The 14,638-nt window shown below is 71.0% G+C and carries 13 protein-coding genes; 4 read left to right on the forward strand and 9 right to left on the reverse strand.

Annotation, left to right across the window (positions count from 1 at the left end):
- Positions 1-6 precede the first annotated feature (6 nt).
- The 6 genes from ASH01_RS14860 to ald form a co-directional block, all read right to left on the reverse strand.
- Positions 7-969, reverse strand: coding sequence for a pseudouridine synthase (locus tag ASH01_RS14860; protein WP_056777181.1), 963 nt, complete (start codon positions 967-969; stop codon positions 7-9).
- Positions 966-1,622 (reverse strand): SMC-Scp complex subunit ScpB, encoded by a 657-nt coding sequence (gene scpB / locus ASH01_RS14865; RefSeq protein WP_056777184.1) that lies wholly within the window; start codon positions 1,620-1,622, stop codon positions 966-968. Before scpB ends, ASH01_RS14860 begins: the two co-directional genes overlap by 4 nt.
- Complete coding sequence (locus ASH01_RS14870) at positions 1,615-2,643, reverse strand: segregation and condensation protein A (RefSeq protein ID WP_082619855.1); 1,029 nt, start codon at positions 2,641-2,643, stop codon at positions 1,615-1,617. Before ASH01_RS14870 ends, scpB begins: the two co-directional genes overlap by 8 nt.
- 14 nt (positions 2,644-2,657) lie before the next feature.
- On the reverse strand, positions 2,658-3,494 hold the full coding sequence (locus ASH01_RS14875; protein WP_200959089.1) for a ParA family protein: 837 nt from the start codon (positions 3,492-3,494) through the stop codon (positions 2,658-2,660).
- 204 nt (positions 3,495-3,698) lie between these two features.
- Positions 3,699-4,685 carry a site-specific tyrosine recombinase XerD gene (gene xerD, locus ASH01_RS14880; RefSeq protein WP_056777801.1) on the reverse strand — a complete coding sequence of 329 codons (987 nt, stop codon included), beginning with the start codon at positions 4,683-4,685 and terminating at the stop codon, positions 3,699-3,701.
- On the reverse strand, positions 4,682-5,797 hold the full coding sequence (gene ald / locus ASH01_RS14885) for an alanine dehydrogenase (protein WP_056777190.1): 1,116 nt from the start codon (positions 5,795-5,797) through the stop codon (positions 4,682-4,684). Before ald ends, xerD begins: the two co-directional genes overlap by 4 nt.
- A 202-nt stretch (positions 5,798-5,999) precedes the next feature.
- Between ald and ASH01_RS14890 the strand changes: the two genes are divergently transcribed.
- Both ASH01_RS14890 and ASH01_RS14895 read left to right on the forward strand, forming a co-directional pair.
- Positions 6,000-6,371: a hypothetical protein gene (locus ASH01_RS14890; protein ID WP_156415580.1), complete on the forward strand. Its 372-nt coding sequence runs from the start codon at positions 6,000-6,002 to the stop codon at positions 6,369-6,371.
- A complete protein-coding gene (locus tag ASH01_RS14895; RefSeq protein ID WP_056777197.1) occupies positions 6,368-6,979 on the forward strand; it encodes a hypothetical protein in 612 nt (203 codons plus the stop codon). The genes ASH01_RS14890 and ASH01_RS14895 overlap by 4 nt, the downstream gene beginning before the upstream one ends.
- A 31-nt stretch (positions 6,980-7,010) precedes the next feature.
- On the opposite strand, the gene hisS is transcribed toward ASH01_RS14895, so the two are convergent.
- On the reverse strand, positions 7,011-8,360 hold the full coding sequence (hisS, locus tag ASH01_RS14900; RefSeq protein ID WP_082619856.1) for a histidine--tRNA ligase: 1,350 nt from the start codon (positions 8,358-8,360) through the stop codon (positions 7,011-7,013).
- On the reverse strand, positions 8,357-9,058 hold the full coding sequence (locus tag ASH01_RS14905) for an MBL fold metallo-hydrolase (RefSeq protein WP_056777199.1): 702 nt from the start codon (positions 9,056-9,058) through the stop codon (positions 8,357-8,359). The genes hisS and ASH01_RS14905 overlap by 4 nt, the downstream gene beginning before the upstream one ends.
- 228 nt (positions 9,059-9,286) lie before the next feature.
- Here ASH01_RS14905 and ASH01_RS14910 point away from each other — a divergent pair, with 228 nt between their 5' ends.
- Positions 9,287-10,129 (forward strand): peptidylprolyl isomerase, encoded by an 843-nt coding sequence (locus ASH01_RS14910; protein ID WP_056777202.1) that lies wholly within the window; start codon positions 9,287-9,289, stop codon positions 10,127-10,129.
- A complete protein-coding gene (locus ASH01_RS22590) occupies positions 10,126-12,237 on the forward strand; it encodes a DUF349 domain-containing protein (protein WP_082619857.1) in 2,112 nt (703 codons plus the stop codon). Before ASH01_RS14910 ends, ASH01_RS22590 begins: the two co-directional genes overlap by 4 nt.
- Before the next feature lie 96 nt (positions 12,238-12,333).
- Here ASH01_RS22590 and ASH01_RS14920 read toward each other — a convergent pair whose 3' ends face one another.
- Positions 12,334-14,619, reverse strand: coding sequence for a RelA/SpoT family protein (locus ASH01_RS14920; RefSeq protein WP_020144302.1), 2,286 nt, complete (start codon positions 14,617-14,619; stop codon positions 12,334-12,336).
- Positions 14,620-14,638 lie beyond the last annotated feature (19 nt).

Raw genomic sequence — 14,638 nt, forward strand, 5'->3', positions numbered from 1 at the left:
TCCGGATCACAGACCGGCGGCCTTGTAGAGCGCCCCGATCTCGGCCTTGTTGAGGCGTCGGGTGCGCCCGGACTTGAGGTCGGCGAGACGGATCGGGCCGACCTCGGTGCGGACGAGCTCGAGAACCGGGTGCCCGACCGCCTCGAGCATGCGGCGCACGACGTGCTTGCGGCCCTCGTGGAGCACCACCTCGACCATGGCCTTGCCCGGCTGGTGGTCGACGATCCGGAAGGAGTCGACGCTGACGGGACCGTCCTCGAGCTCGACGCCCTCGCGCAGGCGCTTGCCGACGTCGCGCTGCACCGGGCCGCGGATCGTCGCGACGTACGTCTTGAGGACGCCGTATGCCGGGTGCTGCAGCCGGTGGGCGAGGTCGCCGTCGTTGGTGAGCAGGAGCAGACCCTCGGTGTCGGCGTCGAGACGCCCCACGTGGAAGAGGCGCTGCTCGCGGTTGCCGACGTAGTCCTCGAGCGAGATGCGGCCGAGCTCGTCGTGCATCGTCGTCACGACGCCCTTGGGCTTGTTGAAGGCGAGGTAGACGCGGTCCTCGTCGAGGTTGACGCGGACGCCGTCGACGTGGACGACCTGGGTCTGCGGGTTGATGCGCACGCCGAGCTCCGTGACGATCTGGCCGTCGACCTCGACGCGCCCCTGCTCGATGAGGTTCTCGCAGACACGCCGCGAGCCGACGCCGCCGGCGGCCATGAGCTTCTGCAGGCGCACGCCGTCGGGGTCGTGGACGTCGATCTCGGGTGCGGGCTTGCGGTCGGGCAGCCTGGTGGGCTGGCTGGCCTTCGTCGAGCCTGCGAAGCGCGGGCCGGAGCCCTTGCCGCCGGTCTTGCCGCCGGCGCTCTTGCCGCCCGCCACGGGTCGGCCGCCACGGCGGGCGCCGCCGACGCTTCCGGGGCCTCCGGTGGGCCCGGACCCCTTCTTGCGCGGCTGGCGGGGGGACCTGGAGTACTCGCTCATGCGTGTCCTTCCTCGATGAGCTCGTCGATGACGTCGGCGTCCGGGAGGTAGGGCGCCAACGCCGGGAGGTCGTCGAGCGACGACAGTCCCATCCGCTGGAGGAAGTAGGGGGTCGTGCGGAAGAGCATGGCACCGCTCTCGCCCACGTCCTCGACCTCCTCGATGAGGCCGCGCGACGCCAGCGTGCGGACGACGCCGTCGACGTTGACGCCGCGGACGGCACTGACGCGGGCGCGGGAGACCGGCTGGCGGTAGGCGATGACGGCGAGCGTCTCGAGCGAGGCCTGGGTCAGCTTGGCCTGCTGGCCGTCGAGGACGAACTTCTCGACCACGGGCGCGAAGTCGGACCGGCTGTAGACGCGCCATCCGCCCGCCACGCTGCGGAGGGTGAACCCGCGCTGCGCGGCGGCATACTCCTCCTCGAGGGCGTGCAGATGGACCCGCACGTCGTCGACGGGCAGCTCGAGTGCCGACGCGAGGGCGACCTCGGTCACCGGCTCGTCGACGACCATGAGCACGGCCTCGAGCGCCGAGCGGGCTCCGCCCGGGAAGTCGTTGATGTCGAAGGCGATCTGCTCGTCGGCACCCTCGCGGTCGCCGAGCACCTCGGGCTCGACGGTCGCGTCGGGCCCCTGCGCCGACTGGTCACTCATCGTCTGCTCCTCTTCGTGAGGTGGCGTCGCCACCCGTCTGCTCGGTGTCCGGCGTCGGCGCGTCACCCTCGGCGCCCTCGACGTCGTCCTCGTTCTCGTCGTCCTCGTCGTCCTCGTCGAACTCGTCGTCGATGGCGATGTCGCCGTCGTCGGTGCCCGTCCAGCGGATGTCGAGCTCGCCGAGCGCCTCGGCCTGCTCGAAGGCGATCGCCGCCTCCTTGAACAGCTCGAGCAGGGCGAGGAAGCGCGCCACGATGACGAGGGTGCTGTCGGCGTCGGCCACGAGGCTGCGGAACGAGACCTGTCCGCGGTGGCGCAGGCGCTCGACGATGATCGCCGCCTGCTCCCGGACGCTGACCTGCGGTGCGTGGAGGTGCTCGAGCCCGACGGTGGGCGCCACCTTCGGCGTCATCGCCCGGGCGGCGATCATCGCGAACTGCTCGGGTGTGATGGCGATGACGAGCTCGGGCAGCAGTGCCGCGAACTCCGGCTCGAGACCGGCCTGGCGCGGGGTGATGCGGCCGGCCGTGGCCATCCGCTCACGGAAGGTGGCCGCGATGTCCTTGTAGGCGCGGTACTGCAGGAGCCGGGCGAAGAGCAGGTCACGCGCCTCGATGAGCGCGAGGTCCTCGTCGTCCTGGGGGCCCGACTGCGGGAGCAGGCGCGAGGCCTTGAGGTCGAGCAGGGTCGCCGCGATGAGGAGGAACTCCGAGGCCTGGCCGAGGTCCCAGTCGCTGTTGGCTGCCTGGGCGGTCTTGATGTGCGCGACGAACTCGTCGGTGACCTTGGCGAGGGCGACCTCGGTGATGTCGAGCTTGTGCTTGCTGATGAGGCCGAGCAGGAGGTCGAAGGGCCCGGAGAAGACGTCGAGGTGCACCTCGAAGGGGGCTGCAGAGCGTCGCGTGATGACACCGCCGGGCGTCAGCTCCTGGGCTGGTGCTACCTCGACCATCGGGTCCGGGGGCACGGCAGCGTCGTCGGCGTCGACCGCGGGGCGGTCGACGGTGTCCTGCTCGGTCATCAGATCACTGCGGATCAGGCCGCGCCGCCGCGCGCGATGAGCTCACGGGCGAGCTGGCGGTAGGCGTTGGCACCGGAGTGCTCGGACGAGTAGGACGTGATCGGCTCGGCGGCCAGGGTCGCGTCGGGGAACTTCACGGTGCGGCTGATCACCGTGTGGAAGACCTGCTCGCCGAAGTGGTCGACGACCGAGCGCACGACCTCCCGGCTGTGCAGGGTCCGGCTGTCGTACATGGTGGCGAGGATGCCGTCGACCTGCAGGCGCGGGTTGAGCCGGTCGGTGATCTTGTCGATCGTGTCGATGAGCAGGGCGACGCCGCGCATCGCGAAGAACTCGCACTCGAGCGGGATGATGACGCCGTGCGCGGCCGTCAGGGCGTTGACCGTGAGCAGGCCGAGCGACGGCTGGCAGTCGATGAGGACGAGGTCGTACTCGTCGACGACGGGGCGCAGGACGCGGGCGAGGATCTGCTCGCGGGCGACCTCACCGACGAGCTGGACCTCGGCCGCGGACAGGTCGATGTTGGCCGGCACGAGGTCGAGGTTGGGCGTGCGCGTCTGCTGGATGACGTCGTGGATCTCGTGGCCGCGCTCGACGAGGAGGTTGTAGATCGTCGTGTCGAGCTCCTGCGCGTTGACGCCGAGACCGACGGAGAGCGCACCCTGCGGGTCGAAGTCGATGACGAGGACCTTGCGACCGAGCTCGGCCAGCGCGGCACCGAGGTTGATCGTCGTCGTCGTCTTGCCGACGCCGCCCTTCTGGTTGCACATGGCGATGATGCGCGCGGGCCCGTGGCTCGAGAGCGGCACGGGGGTCGGGAAGTCGGGCAGCGGACGGCCGGTCGGGCCCATGGCCCCGGAGCCGGCGGACTCGGTGCCGGGCAGGTGGGCGACCCGCGGGGCGGCACCGACCGGACTCTGTCGGGGCTGGTCGAGGTCCTCGGACGGCACGGACTGCATGGTGTCGTGTGACTCCTCGTTCACCGGGTGTTCCACTCCGCTCGGCCTTGCCCTGGGATGCTGCGGTCAGCCTCGCGCTGATCACGTGTGACCTTATCAGCGGGCACGGGGGTGGGCGCCCGCATAGACCTCGCGGAGTCGGTGGACCGACACCATCGTGTAGATCTGGGTGGTGGTCACGGAGGCGTGCCCGAGCAGCTCCTGGACGACGCGGACGTCCGCCCCGCCGTCGAGCAGGTGGGTGGCGAAGGAGTGGCGCAGCGTGTGGGGCGACACGTGCTCGGTGAGGTCGGCCCGCTCGGCGGCGCGGCGGATGATCGCCCAGGCCGACTGCCGCGAGAGGCGCGCCCCCCGCTGGTTGAGGAAGAGCGCCGGCCCCCCTTGTCCGTGCGTGGCGAGGGCCGGACGGCCCCGGACGAGGTATGCCGTCACGGCCTCGACCGCGTAGCGGCCGACGGGGACGACGCGCTCCTTGCCACCCTTGCCGTGCAGCCGGACGGACGCCACTCCCCCGCCGTTCGGGGCGGTCCCGGAGCCGTCTGCGGGTCCGGCGGTCTCGATGTCGTCGACGTCGAGGTCGACGGCCTCGCTGATGCGGGCGCCGACGCCGTAGAGGACCTCGAGGAGGGCACGGTCGCGCAGTGACTCGGGCGTGTCGCCGACCGATGCCGCCGCGAGCAGCCGTTCCACGGCCTCGATCGGGATCGCCTTGGGCAGCCGGGCGGGTGGCTTGGGCGGGGCGACGTTGGCCGCCGGGTCGCCGGCGACCTCGCCCTCGAGCGCGAGGAACCGGTGGAAGCCGCGCACGGCGACGAGCGTGCGGGCCGCGGACGAGGCCGCGAGCCCGCGCTCGCGCAGGGAGGCGAGGAAGTCGGTGACGTCGGCCTCGGTGACCCGGCTCGGGTCGTCGATCCCCTTGGCCGCCAGGAACGCTGCGTAGGAGCGCAGGTCGCGGGCGTAGGACTTGAGGGTGTTGTCGGACGCGCCCTTCTCGACGCGGACGTGGTCGAGCCACCCGCGGACGTCGCGCTCGAGGCGCGAGGGCCGTGCCGCGGGTGGCTCGGTGACGACCTGCTCGGTCAGGACAGGGCCTCGTCGAGACCAACCGACGTCATGCCGTGGGCCTCCGCGACGCCGGCGTACGTGACGTGCCCGTCGTGCGTGTTGAGACCGAGTCCGAGCGCGTGGTCGGCGCGCAGCGCGTCGCGCCACCCCTGGTTGGCGAGCTTCACGGCATACGGCAGCGTCGAGTTCGTCAGCGCGTAGGTGGACGTGTTGGGCACGGCGCCGGGCATGTTCGCGACGCAGTAGAAGACCGAGTTGTGCACCGTGTAGGTGGGGTCGGCGTGCGTCGTGGCGTGGCTGTCCTCGAAGCAGCCGCCCTGGTCGATGGCGATGTCGACGAGCACGGAGCCCGGCTTCATCTGGGAGACGAGCTCGTTGGAGACGAGCTTGGGGGCGGCCGCACCGGGGATGAGCACGGCCCCGATGACCATGTCGGCCTCCTGGACCTGCTGCTGCACCGTGAGGCGGTTGGACGCGAGGCCGTGGACCTGGTTCTCGTAGCGCCAGAAGGACATCCGCAGCTTGTCGAGGTCGGTGTCGAGCAGCGTGACGTCGGCACCCATGCCGAGCGCGATGTTGGCGGCGTTCTGGCCCGACACGCCGGCACCGAGGATGACGACCTTGGCGTTGGCCACGCCACCGACGCCGCCCATGAGCACGCCGCGGCCGCCCTGGGCGCGCATCAGCGCGTGGGCACCGACCTGCGGGGCGAGACAGCCGGCCACCTCGGACATCGGGTAGAGCAGCGGCAGGGCCCCGGATGGCAGCTGCACGGTCTCGTAGGCGATGCCGGTGACCTTGCGCTTGACGAGCTCCTCGGTGAGCGGTTTGTCGGCCGCGAGGTGCAGGTACGTGAAGAGGGTCAGGCCCTCGCGCATCCGGTGGTACTCCTCGGCCACGGGCTCCTTGACCTTGAGCACCATCTCCGCCTCGCCCCAGACGTCGTCGGCGGAGCCGAGGATGCGGGCGCCTGCCGCGACGTAGTCGTCGTCGCTGATCTGCGAACCGACACCGGCGTCCTTCTCCACGATGACGTCGTGACCGTTCTCGGTGAGCTCGTGGACGCCTGAGGGGGTGATGGCCACGCGGTACTCGTGGTTCTTGACCTCGCGGGGGATGCCGACCTTCATGCTGCTGCACTTCCTTCCGGACTGACTCGACCATGGCGCCGTTGCCGTGGTGAGAAGAGGCCCGCAGGGGCCGCGAGCCCACTGTATCCATGGGTGTCACGGCCCGGTCACGACCTCCTGCAACTGCCGCTGACCGGCCCGGCCTCGTGCCACAGTGTGGTCACCGCCATCCGCGGCCGACGAGCTCGGAGAAGGAGGGGCCGTGACCGATCCGCCGGCGCACGAGGGATACAGCTGGCCGGTGGCGCCGGCCGGTTCACGGCCGCCGAGGCAGCGGAGGCCCGCGCGGTGGCCGGGCGGGGGCGCCATCGTGCTGACGCGGCGCCAGGGCGTCGTCGCCGGCGTGCTCTTCGCCGTGGCAGCCGTCTGGGGGCCGATCTTCCAGGGCGTGGAGCCACCCGAGGCGTTCGTGCTGCTCGTGATCGGCCTCGCGGTCGCGGCGGCGGCCACGGCTCTCCCGGCACTTCGCTCGTTCGCGGGGGGCTTCCTCGTGGCCTCCCTGGTGGGAGGATTCGCCGCTTTCATCGCCCTCGTCGTGTTCTTCGTCGTCGTCTTCGCCAACATGGGCCCGTGAAGCTCTACGCAGACACCCCCGCCCGACGCACCCGACAGCTGCTGTCCGACGTGCTCATGCTCCTGTGGATCGGCCTCTGGGTGTATGCCGGTCGCCAGGTCCACGACACGGTCGAGCAGCTGCGTGCCCCTGCGGACTCGATCACGTCGGCCGGGAAGTCCGTCAACGGGGCCCTCACGGGCGCGGGCGACCAGGCCGGGCAGCTGCCGCTCGTGGGTGACCAGCTGAAGACGTGGCTGACCCAGGCCGCCGGGTCCGGCACGACGCTCCAGCAGGCCGGGACGTCGATGGCCGACACGGTCGACACGCTCGCCCTCGGGCTCGGGATCGCCCTGGCGCTCGTGCCGATCGTCCTCGTCCTCGCGGTCTGGCTCTACGTCCGGGTTCGCTTCGTGCGCAACGCGACCCAGTCGCAGCGCTTCATCGATGCCGGTGAGGACCTCGACCTCTTCGCCCTCCGTGCGATGGCGACGCAGCCGATGCGTGCACTGGCCCGCGTCTCCGACGACCCCGCCGGGGCGTGGCGGCGCCAGGACCGTGAGGTCATTCGGGAGCTCGCCCTGCTCGAGCTGCGTGACCAGGGCCTGCGCCCGCCGCCCGGCACCTGACCTCCGCACGCGGTCGGTCGCGCACCTCGGGTCAGTCGGCTCGCGTGACCTGCGGCACGAGGTCGTCAGCCGGCGGGGTCCACGCGTCGGCGGTGGCCGGGACCTGCTCGCCGCTGCGGATGTCCTTGACCTCGTCGCCGGACTCCCCCGCCCCGGGGAACCACACGTAGGGGATGCCGCGACGCTCGGCGTAGCGGATCTGCTTGCCGAAGCGGGCTGCCGACGGTGCGACCTCGCAGGCGATCCCGCGGCGGCGCAGGGCCGTGGCCACGGCGACCGCACCCTCGCGCGACTCGTCGTCGGTCAGGGCGACGAGCACGGCGGCAGGCGTCGAGCGTGACGCGGTGACGAGCCCGCGGCCGATGAGCAGGCCGAGGATGCGGGTCACGCCGATGGAGATGCCGACGCCCGGATAGGTGTTCTTCCCGTCGCTGGCGAGGGCGTCGTAGCGGCCGCCGGAGCAGAACGACCCCCACGACTCGTGCCCGACGAACTGGGTCTCGTAGACGGTGCCGGTGTAGTAGTCGAGGCCGCGCGCGATGCGCAGGTCGGCGACGAGCTTGCCGGGGGCGTGGGCCATGCCGGTGCGGATGACGTTGGCCAGGGAGTCGAGCCCCTCGTCGAGGAGCGGGTGCTCCACGCCGAGGGCCCGGACCTGCTCGACGAAGCCGAGGTCGGCCGAGCGGATCGCGGCGAGGGCGAGGCACTGGTCGGCCTGCTCGTCCGTCGTGCCCGACTCCACGAGGAGCACCTTGACCTTCTCCGGACCGATCTTGTCGAGCTTGTCGACGATGCGCAGCGTCCCGATGACGTCGGTGATGCCGATCCCCTGGTAGAAGCCGTTGGGGATCTTGCGGTCGTTGACCTGGATGACGAAGTCGCCCACCGGGAACCGGCTGAAGACGTCGGCGATGACGAGCGGCATCTCGGCCTCGAAGTGCGGCGAGAGCTGCCCCACGTCGACGACGTCGATGTCCGCCTGGGTGAACTCGCGGTAGCGCCCCTCCTGGGGTCGCTCCCCACGCCACGCCTTCTGGATCTGGTAGCGGCGGAAGGGGAAGGCGAGCTTGCCGGCGTTCTCGAGGACGTAGCGCGCGAACGGCACGGTCATGTCGAAGTGCAGGCCCCAGCGCGCGTCGTCGTCGCTGCCGCCGGCCAGGCGCGACACGGCGTAGATCTCCTTGTCGGCGTCCTCGCCCTGCGCGCTGAGTCGCTCGATCGGCTCGATGGACCGGGTCTCGACCGAGGAGAAGCCGTGCAGCTCGAAGGTCTCCCGGATGACGTCGAGGAAGCGCTGCTCGACGATGCGCTCGGACGGGAGGTACTCGGGGAAGCCGCTGATCGGCATGACCTTGGCGGCCTTGGGCTGCGGGGTGCTCACGCGGGCAAGTCTCTCAGGTAGGGGTTGGTGGCGCGTTCGTGGGCCATGGTCGTCGCCTGGTAGTGGCCGGGCAGCACGAGCGTCGTGTCAGGCAGCGGCAGGACGACGTCGCGCAGGCTGCGCTGCATCGCGGCCGGGTCGCCGCCCGGCAGGTCGGTGCGGCCCACCGAGCCGGCGAAGAGCACGTCACCGGTCACCATCGTCCGGTCGACGTCGACCTGGTCCCGGATGCCGTCGGGCACCCGGTCGATGCCGAACATGACCGAGCCCTCGGTGTGGCCGGGGGCGTGGAGCACGTCGAACTCCATGCCCGCGAGCGTCAGCCGGGTGCCGTCGGTGATCTCGACGACGTTGGTCGGCTCGGTCCACGTCGCCGCGGCGCCGAACTGCTGCTCGAGCATCGCGACGAGGCCCGGGTTGCTGCGTCCGAGCAGGTCGTGCAGGCGGTAGCGGTCGTCCGCGTGGATGTAGGCAGCCGTGTCGGCGCCGCAGACGGGGGTCACCGAGTAGACGTGGTCGACGTGCCCGTGCGTGAGCAGCACCGCGGCCGGCCTCAGCCGGTGCTCCGTCAGCACCTCGCGCAACGTCTCCTCCACGCCGATCCCGGGATCGACGATGACGCACTCCTCCCCGGCACCCGCGGCGAGCACGTAGCAGTTGGTGTCGAACGCCTGGGCGGGGAAGGCAATGGTCAGCACGCTGGGAGCCTAGCGACGCACCCCCACCGGGGCGGACGGCATACGCCCTCGGGACTCGGGACCGACACACTGGGTATGCCGTCCGCAGGGCTTCCGGGCGCAAATCCGCGCGTCGGAGGGGAGATGTCACGGACTCGTGACCCGTCCCGCTGCGTGCGCGCCGCAGTCGTTCCATAAAATGACCGAACGCCCGGGGACAGCCCATGTGGCCCGTACGAGGAGAGGTTCGTGACCAAAGAGCAGGAACGCGCACGTGCGCGCCGCCGCCACGAGGAACAGCAGAAGACCGCCAAGCCGCCGGTGAGCGACTCGACGCGCGACAAGCAGGTCTTCGGTGTGATCCTCGCGGTCATCCTCGTCATCGCTGCGGCCATCGTCGTGCCCAAGCTCGTCGGCAGCTCCGACACCGCCACCCCCGCGGCCGGGTCGACGACCCCTGCCAGCACCCCGACGAGCTCTGGCGGGCTCGCTGCGGGCCAGAAGCTCGCGGCCGGCTGCACCGCTCCCCCGGCGAACCAGACCACCCCGAAGCAGCAGAAGCAGGTCCCGGCCAAGGCCACGGCTGCCGGCAAGACCTTCGTCGCCACGGTCAGGACCACGTGCGGCGACCTCACCTTCGAGCTCGACGGGACGAAGGCGCCGCAGACCGTCGCCTCGTTCATCAACCTGGCCAAGACCGGCTTCTGGGCCCCGAGCCCGTGCCACCGCGTCACGACCGAGGGCATCTACGTCCTCCAGTGCGGTGACCCCACGGGCACCGGTCAGGGCGGCCCGGGCTACACCTTCGGCATCGAGAACGCGCCCAAGGACGGGAAGTACCCCACCGGTGTGCTCGCCATGGCGCGCACCTCCGACCCGAACAGCAACGGCGGCCAGTTCTTCATCACCTACAAGGAAACCCAGTTGCCCACCGACGGCGGTGGCTACACGATCTTCGGGAAGGTGACCAAGGGCCTCGACATCGTCGACAAGATCGCCGCGAACAAGGCCCTGCCCCCCAGCCCGACGGACGGAACCCCCGTCTCCCCGATCAGCATCCTCAGCGTCAGCGTGACGGAGAAGAAGGCATGACCGACATCAAGCAGCCCGAGCCGGACGACACCACCGCCACCGCGACGGAGGAGCAGCCCAGCGAGGCCGCGATCGAACCGGCGGCCGAGAACGCCGACACCGTGGAAACCGTCGAGACGGTCGACGACACCAAGCCGGCCGACACGGCCGACACCGTCGAGACGGTCGACGACACCAAGCCGGCCGACACGGCCGACACCGTCGAGACGGTCGACGACACCGCGCCGGCCGACACGGCCGACGCTTCCACCCCGTCCGAGCCTGCGGCGACGACCGAGACGGCCGAGGCCGTCGCCTCGGTGGAGGCCACCGAGTCCGGCGACACGACCGAGAGCGTCGAGGCTGATGCCGAGGCCGTTCCCGTCGTCGAGCCCGTGGTCGAGCCCGTCGTCGAGACCGTGGTCGAGCCCGTGGTCGAGCCCGAGCCGGTGGCCGTGGCAGAGCCGGAGAGCTCCGAGCCGGCCGGCACCGCCCCGGAGGCAGCGGCCGAGGCGCCCGTCGCCACGCCCGAGGCCAGCGAGTCGGCCGTGGCCGAGCCCGTCGCGATGACGGCAGACGAGCCGGCGGCGGCCGCGGTCGAGACCGCGGAGGCCGCGGCGTCGGTCAGCAGCACCGAGTCCGGTGACGCCGGCGAGACTGCGGCACCGGCGGAGACCGCGGCACCGGCGGAGGCCACGGAGGCCACGGAGGCCACGGAGGCCGCGGAGGGCGAGGAGGTCGCGGCACCCGCTGCGCCGTCCCCGGGGAGCATCCCCAAGCCCTCGTCGATCCCGACACCGGCGGCACTCGCCAAGGCCGTCCCGCACCCGACGGTCACTCCCGCCGCGCCGGCGCCGATCACGACCGACCACTCGGCCTCGGCGGCCTTCGGACGCGTCGACGAGAACGGCACGGTCTTCGTCCGCACCAAGGACGGCGAGGAGCAGGAGGTCGGCTCCTATCCCGGCGCGAGCGACCAGGAGGCACTGACCTACTTCGCGCGCAAGTACGACGAGCTCTTCGCATCGGCGGTGCTGCTCGAGCAGCGCCTGTCGCAGCCCGAGGTCCCGTCGAAGGACGTCGGTGAGGGCCTCAAGACCCTCGCGGCACAGGTCAAGGACGCGACCGTCGTCGGCGACCTCGACGCCCTAGCCACCAAGCTCGACGAGATCCAGTCCGGCCTCGCCGCCAAGCGCAACGTCGAGCAGCAGCACCGCGCCGAGGCGCGGGTGGCCGCCACGGCCGAGCGCGAGAAGATCGTGGCCGAGGCCGAGTCGATCGCCGGCCAGCCGGAGAACCGGATCCAGTGGAAGACGAGCGGCGCCCGGATGCGTGAGCTGCTCGACGAGTGGAAGGCGCACCAGCGCTCCGCCACCCGCCTCGACCGCGAGACGGAGTCGAACCTGTGGCAGCGTTTCAGCAGCGCCCGCAACGGCTTCGACAAGGCACGACGCAGCCACTTCGCCGGGCTCGACGCGCAGCATGCCGACGCCAAGGGTGCCAAGGAGCGGCTCGTCGCCGAGGCCGAGAAGCTCGCGACGAGCACCGACTGGGCTGCCACCGCAGGGGCGTTCAAGCGCCTCATGGACGAGTGGCGCCGCGCCGGTCGGGCCAGCAGGTCCGACGACGACAAGCTCTGGGCGCGCTTCAAGGCGGCGCAGGACACCTTCTTCACGGCGAAGGACGAGGTCGTCGCTGCCGAGGAGGAGCAGTACCGCGGCAACCTCACCGTCAAGGAGGCCCTGCTCGTCGAGGCCGAGGCGATCCTGCCCGTGACCGACCTCGAGAAGGCCAAGGGCCAGCTGCGCGTCATCCAGGACAAGTGGGATGCCGCCGGCAAGGTCCCACGGTCCGACATGGAGCGCGTCGAGAAGGCCATGCGCCGCGTCGAGCAGACCGTGCGGGACGCCGAGGACCGCAAGTGGAAGTCGAGCAACCCCGAGGTCGCGGCCCGTGCCCGGGCCATGGTCGACCAGCTCGAGCGTGCCGTCGCGGACCTGCAGGACGACCTCGCCAAGGCCGAGGCGTCCGGCAGCGCGAGCAAGATCAAGAAGGCCCGCGAGGCGCTCGACGCGCGTCAGGTCTGGCTCGACCAGGCCCGCGCCGGCGTCGCCGAGTTCGGCGGCTGACGACCAGCCCCACCCACGAAAGGGCCCACCCGACAAGCGATCTCGTCGGGTGGGCCCTTTTGCGTGCCGCGTGGTGCGGTGTCCAGACGCCGACGGCTACATCGTCGACTTGCCACCGTTGACACGGTAGACGTCGAAGACCCCGTCGATCTTGCGGACCGCCTGCATGACGTGGTCGAGGTGCGCCGGGTCCCCCATCTCGAAGGTGAAGCGGGAGATGGCCACCCGGTCGCGCGACGTCTGGACCGATGCCGACAGGATGTTGACGTGCTGGTCCGACAGGACGCGGGTCACGTCGCTGAGGAGGCGGTTGCGGTCGAGGGCCTCGACCTGCAGCTGCACGAGGAAGACGCTGGCGGAGCTCGGCGCCCACTCGACGTCGATGAGCCGCTCCGGGTTGGCCGTCAGCTGGTCCGCGTTGGTGCAGTCGACGCGATGCACCGAGACGCCGTTGCCGCGCGTCACGAAACCGATGATCGGGTCGCCCGGCACCGGGGTGCAGCACTTGGCGAGCTTGACCCACACGTCCGCCGTGCCGACGACGACGACACCGGGGTCGCCCGGCTTGCGCCGGCTCGCGGCCCGCGTCGGGACCGTGGCCTCGGCGAGGTCCTCGGTGGCGCCGTCGACGCCACCCATCGACGCGACGACCTTGCCGACGACGTGCTGCGCGGAGACGTGCCCCTCGCCCACCGCGGCGTACAGCGCCTCGATGTCCTGGTAGCGCAGGTCGGTCGCGACGGCGGTCATCGACTCGTGGCTCATGAGCCGCTGGAGCGGGAGGTTCTGCTTGCGCAGCGCCTTCGCGATCGAGTCCTTGCCGGCCTCGATGGCCTCCTCGCGGCGCTCCTTGGAGAACCACTGCTTGATCTTGTTGCGGGCCCGGGGACTCTTGACGAACTGGAGCCAGTCGCGCGACGGGCCGGCGCCGTCGGCCTTGGACGTCAGCACCTCGACGACGTCGCCGTTCTCGAGGGTCGACTCGAGGGGCACGAGGCGCCCGTTGACGCGCGCGCCGATGCAGTGGTGCCCGACCTCGGTGTGGACGGCATACGCGAAGTCGACGGGCGTGCCGCCCATCGGCAGCGCGACGACCGAGCCCTTCGGGGTGAAGACGTAGACCTCGCTGCTGCCCATCTCGAAGCGCAGCGAGTCGAGGAACTCGCCCGGGTCCTCGGTCTCGCGTTGCCAGTCGAGCAGTTGGCGCAGCCAAGCCATGTCGTTCTGCGGCGTGATCTCGCCGGGACGGGCGGGGCCGCCGCCGTTGCTCTGGTCCTTGTACTTCCAGTGCGCGGCGACGCCGTACTCGGCGCGGCGGTGCATCGTGTGCGTGCGGATCTGGATCTCGACCGGCTTGCCCTGGGGTCCGATGACCGTCGTGTGCAGCGACTGGTACATGTTGAACTTCGGCATCGCGATGTAGTCCTTGAACCGGCCCGGGACCGGGTTCCACCGCGAGTGAAGGGCGCCCAGCGCCGCGTAGCAGTCGCGCACCGTGTCGACGAGGACTCGGACGGCGACGAGGTCGTAGATCTCCTCGAAGTCGCGGCCCCGCACGATCATCTTCTGGTACACGGAGTAGTAGTGCTTGGGCCGGCCGGTGACGACGGCCTTGATCTTGGCGGCCGTGAGGTCCTCGGTGACCTGGGTGCGCACCCCGGCGAGGTACTCCTCGCGGGCCGGGGCTCGCTCGGCGACGAGACGCACGATCTCGTCGTAGACCTTGGGGTAGAGCGTCGCGAACGAGAGGTCCTCGAGCTCCCACTTGATGGTGTTCATGCCGAGGCGGTGCGCGAGCGGGGCGTAGATCTCGAGCGTCTCGTTGGCCTTGCGCTTGGCCGACTCGGGGCTGACGTAGCGCCACGTGCGGGCGTTGTGCAGCCGGTCGGCGAGCTTGATGACGAGGACCCGGATGTCGCGCGCCATCGCGATGACCATCTTGCGGACGGTCTCGGCCTGCGCGGCCTCGCCGTAGGTGACCTTGTCGAGCTTGGTGACGCCGTCGACGAGCATGGCGATCTCGTCACCGAAGTCGTGGCGCAGCTCGTCGAGGCCGTATGCCGTGTCCTCGACGGTGTCGTGCAGCAGCGCCGCCGCGAGGGTGGGCGGCGTCATGCCGAGCTCGGCGAGGATCGTCGTGACGGCGAGCGGGTGCGTGATGTAGGCGTCGCCGCTCTTGCGCATCTGGCCCTCGTGGGCGCTCTCGGCGACGGCATACGCCCGCTCGATGACCGAGAGGTCGGCCTTCGGGTGGTTCTGGCGCACCGCCGTCATGAGCGGCTCGAGCACGGGGTTGCCCGCCGGCCGGGTGGCCCCGAACCGGGCGAAACGGGCGCGCACCCGCGACGGGGTGGACAGCTCGTTGCGGACGTCCTCGCTCATGCAGAGAGTCTAGGCGGTC

This window comes from Terrabacter sp. Soil811 (assembly GCF_001429655.1).
Taxonomy (GTDB): domain Bacteria; phylum Actinomycetota; class Actinomycetes; order Actinomycetales; family Dermatophilaceae; genus Terrabacter.

Excerpts from the sequence above, each read along its gene's own strand:
- ASH01_RS14860 (WP_056777181.1), bottom strand. The coding sequence starts at position 969 with ATGAGCGAGTACTCCAGGTCCCCCCGCCAGCCGCGCAAGAAGGGGTCC.
- scpB (WP_056777184.1), bottom strand. The coding sequence starts at position 1,622 with ATGAGTGACCAGTCGGCGCAGGGGCCCGACGCGACCGTCGAGCCCGAG.
- ASH01_RS14870 (WP_082619855.1), bottom strand. The coding sequence starts at position 2,643 with ATGACCGAGCAGGACACCGTCGACCGCCCCGCGGTCGACGCCGACGAC.
- ASH01_RS14875 (WP_200959089.1), bottom strand. The coding sequence starts at position 3,494 with ATGGGCCCGACCGGCCGTCCGCTGCCCGACTTCCCGACCCCCGTGCCG.
- ald (WP_056777190.1), bottom strand. The coding sequence starts at position 5,797 with ATGAAGGTCGGCATCCCCCGCGAGGTCAAGAACCACGAGTACCGCGTG.
- ASH01_RS22590 (WP_082619857.1), top strand. The coding sequence starts at position 10,126 with ATGACCGACATCAAGCAGCCCGAGCCGGACGACACCACCGCCACCGCG.
- ASH01_RS14920 (WP_020144302.1), bottom strand. The coding sequence starts at position 14,619 with ATGAGCGAGGACGTCCGCAACGAGCTGTCCACCCCGTCGCGGGTGCGC.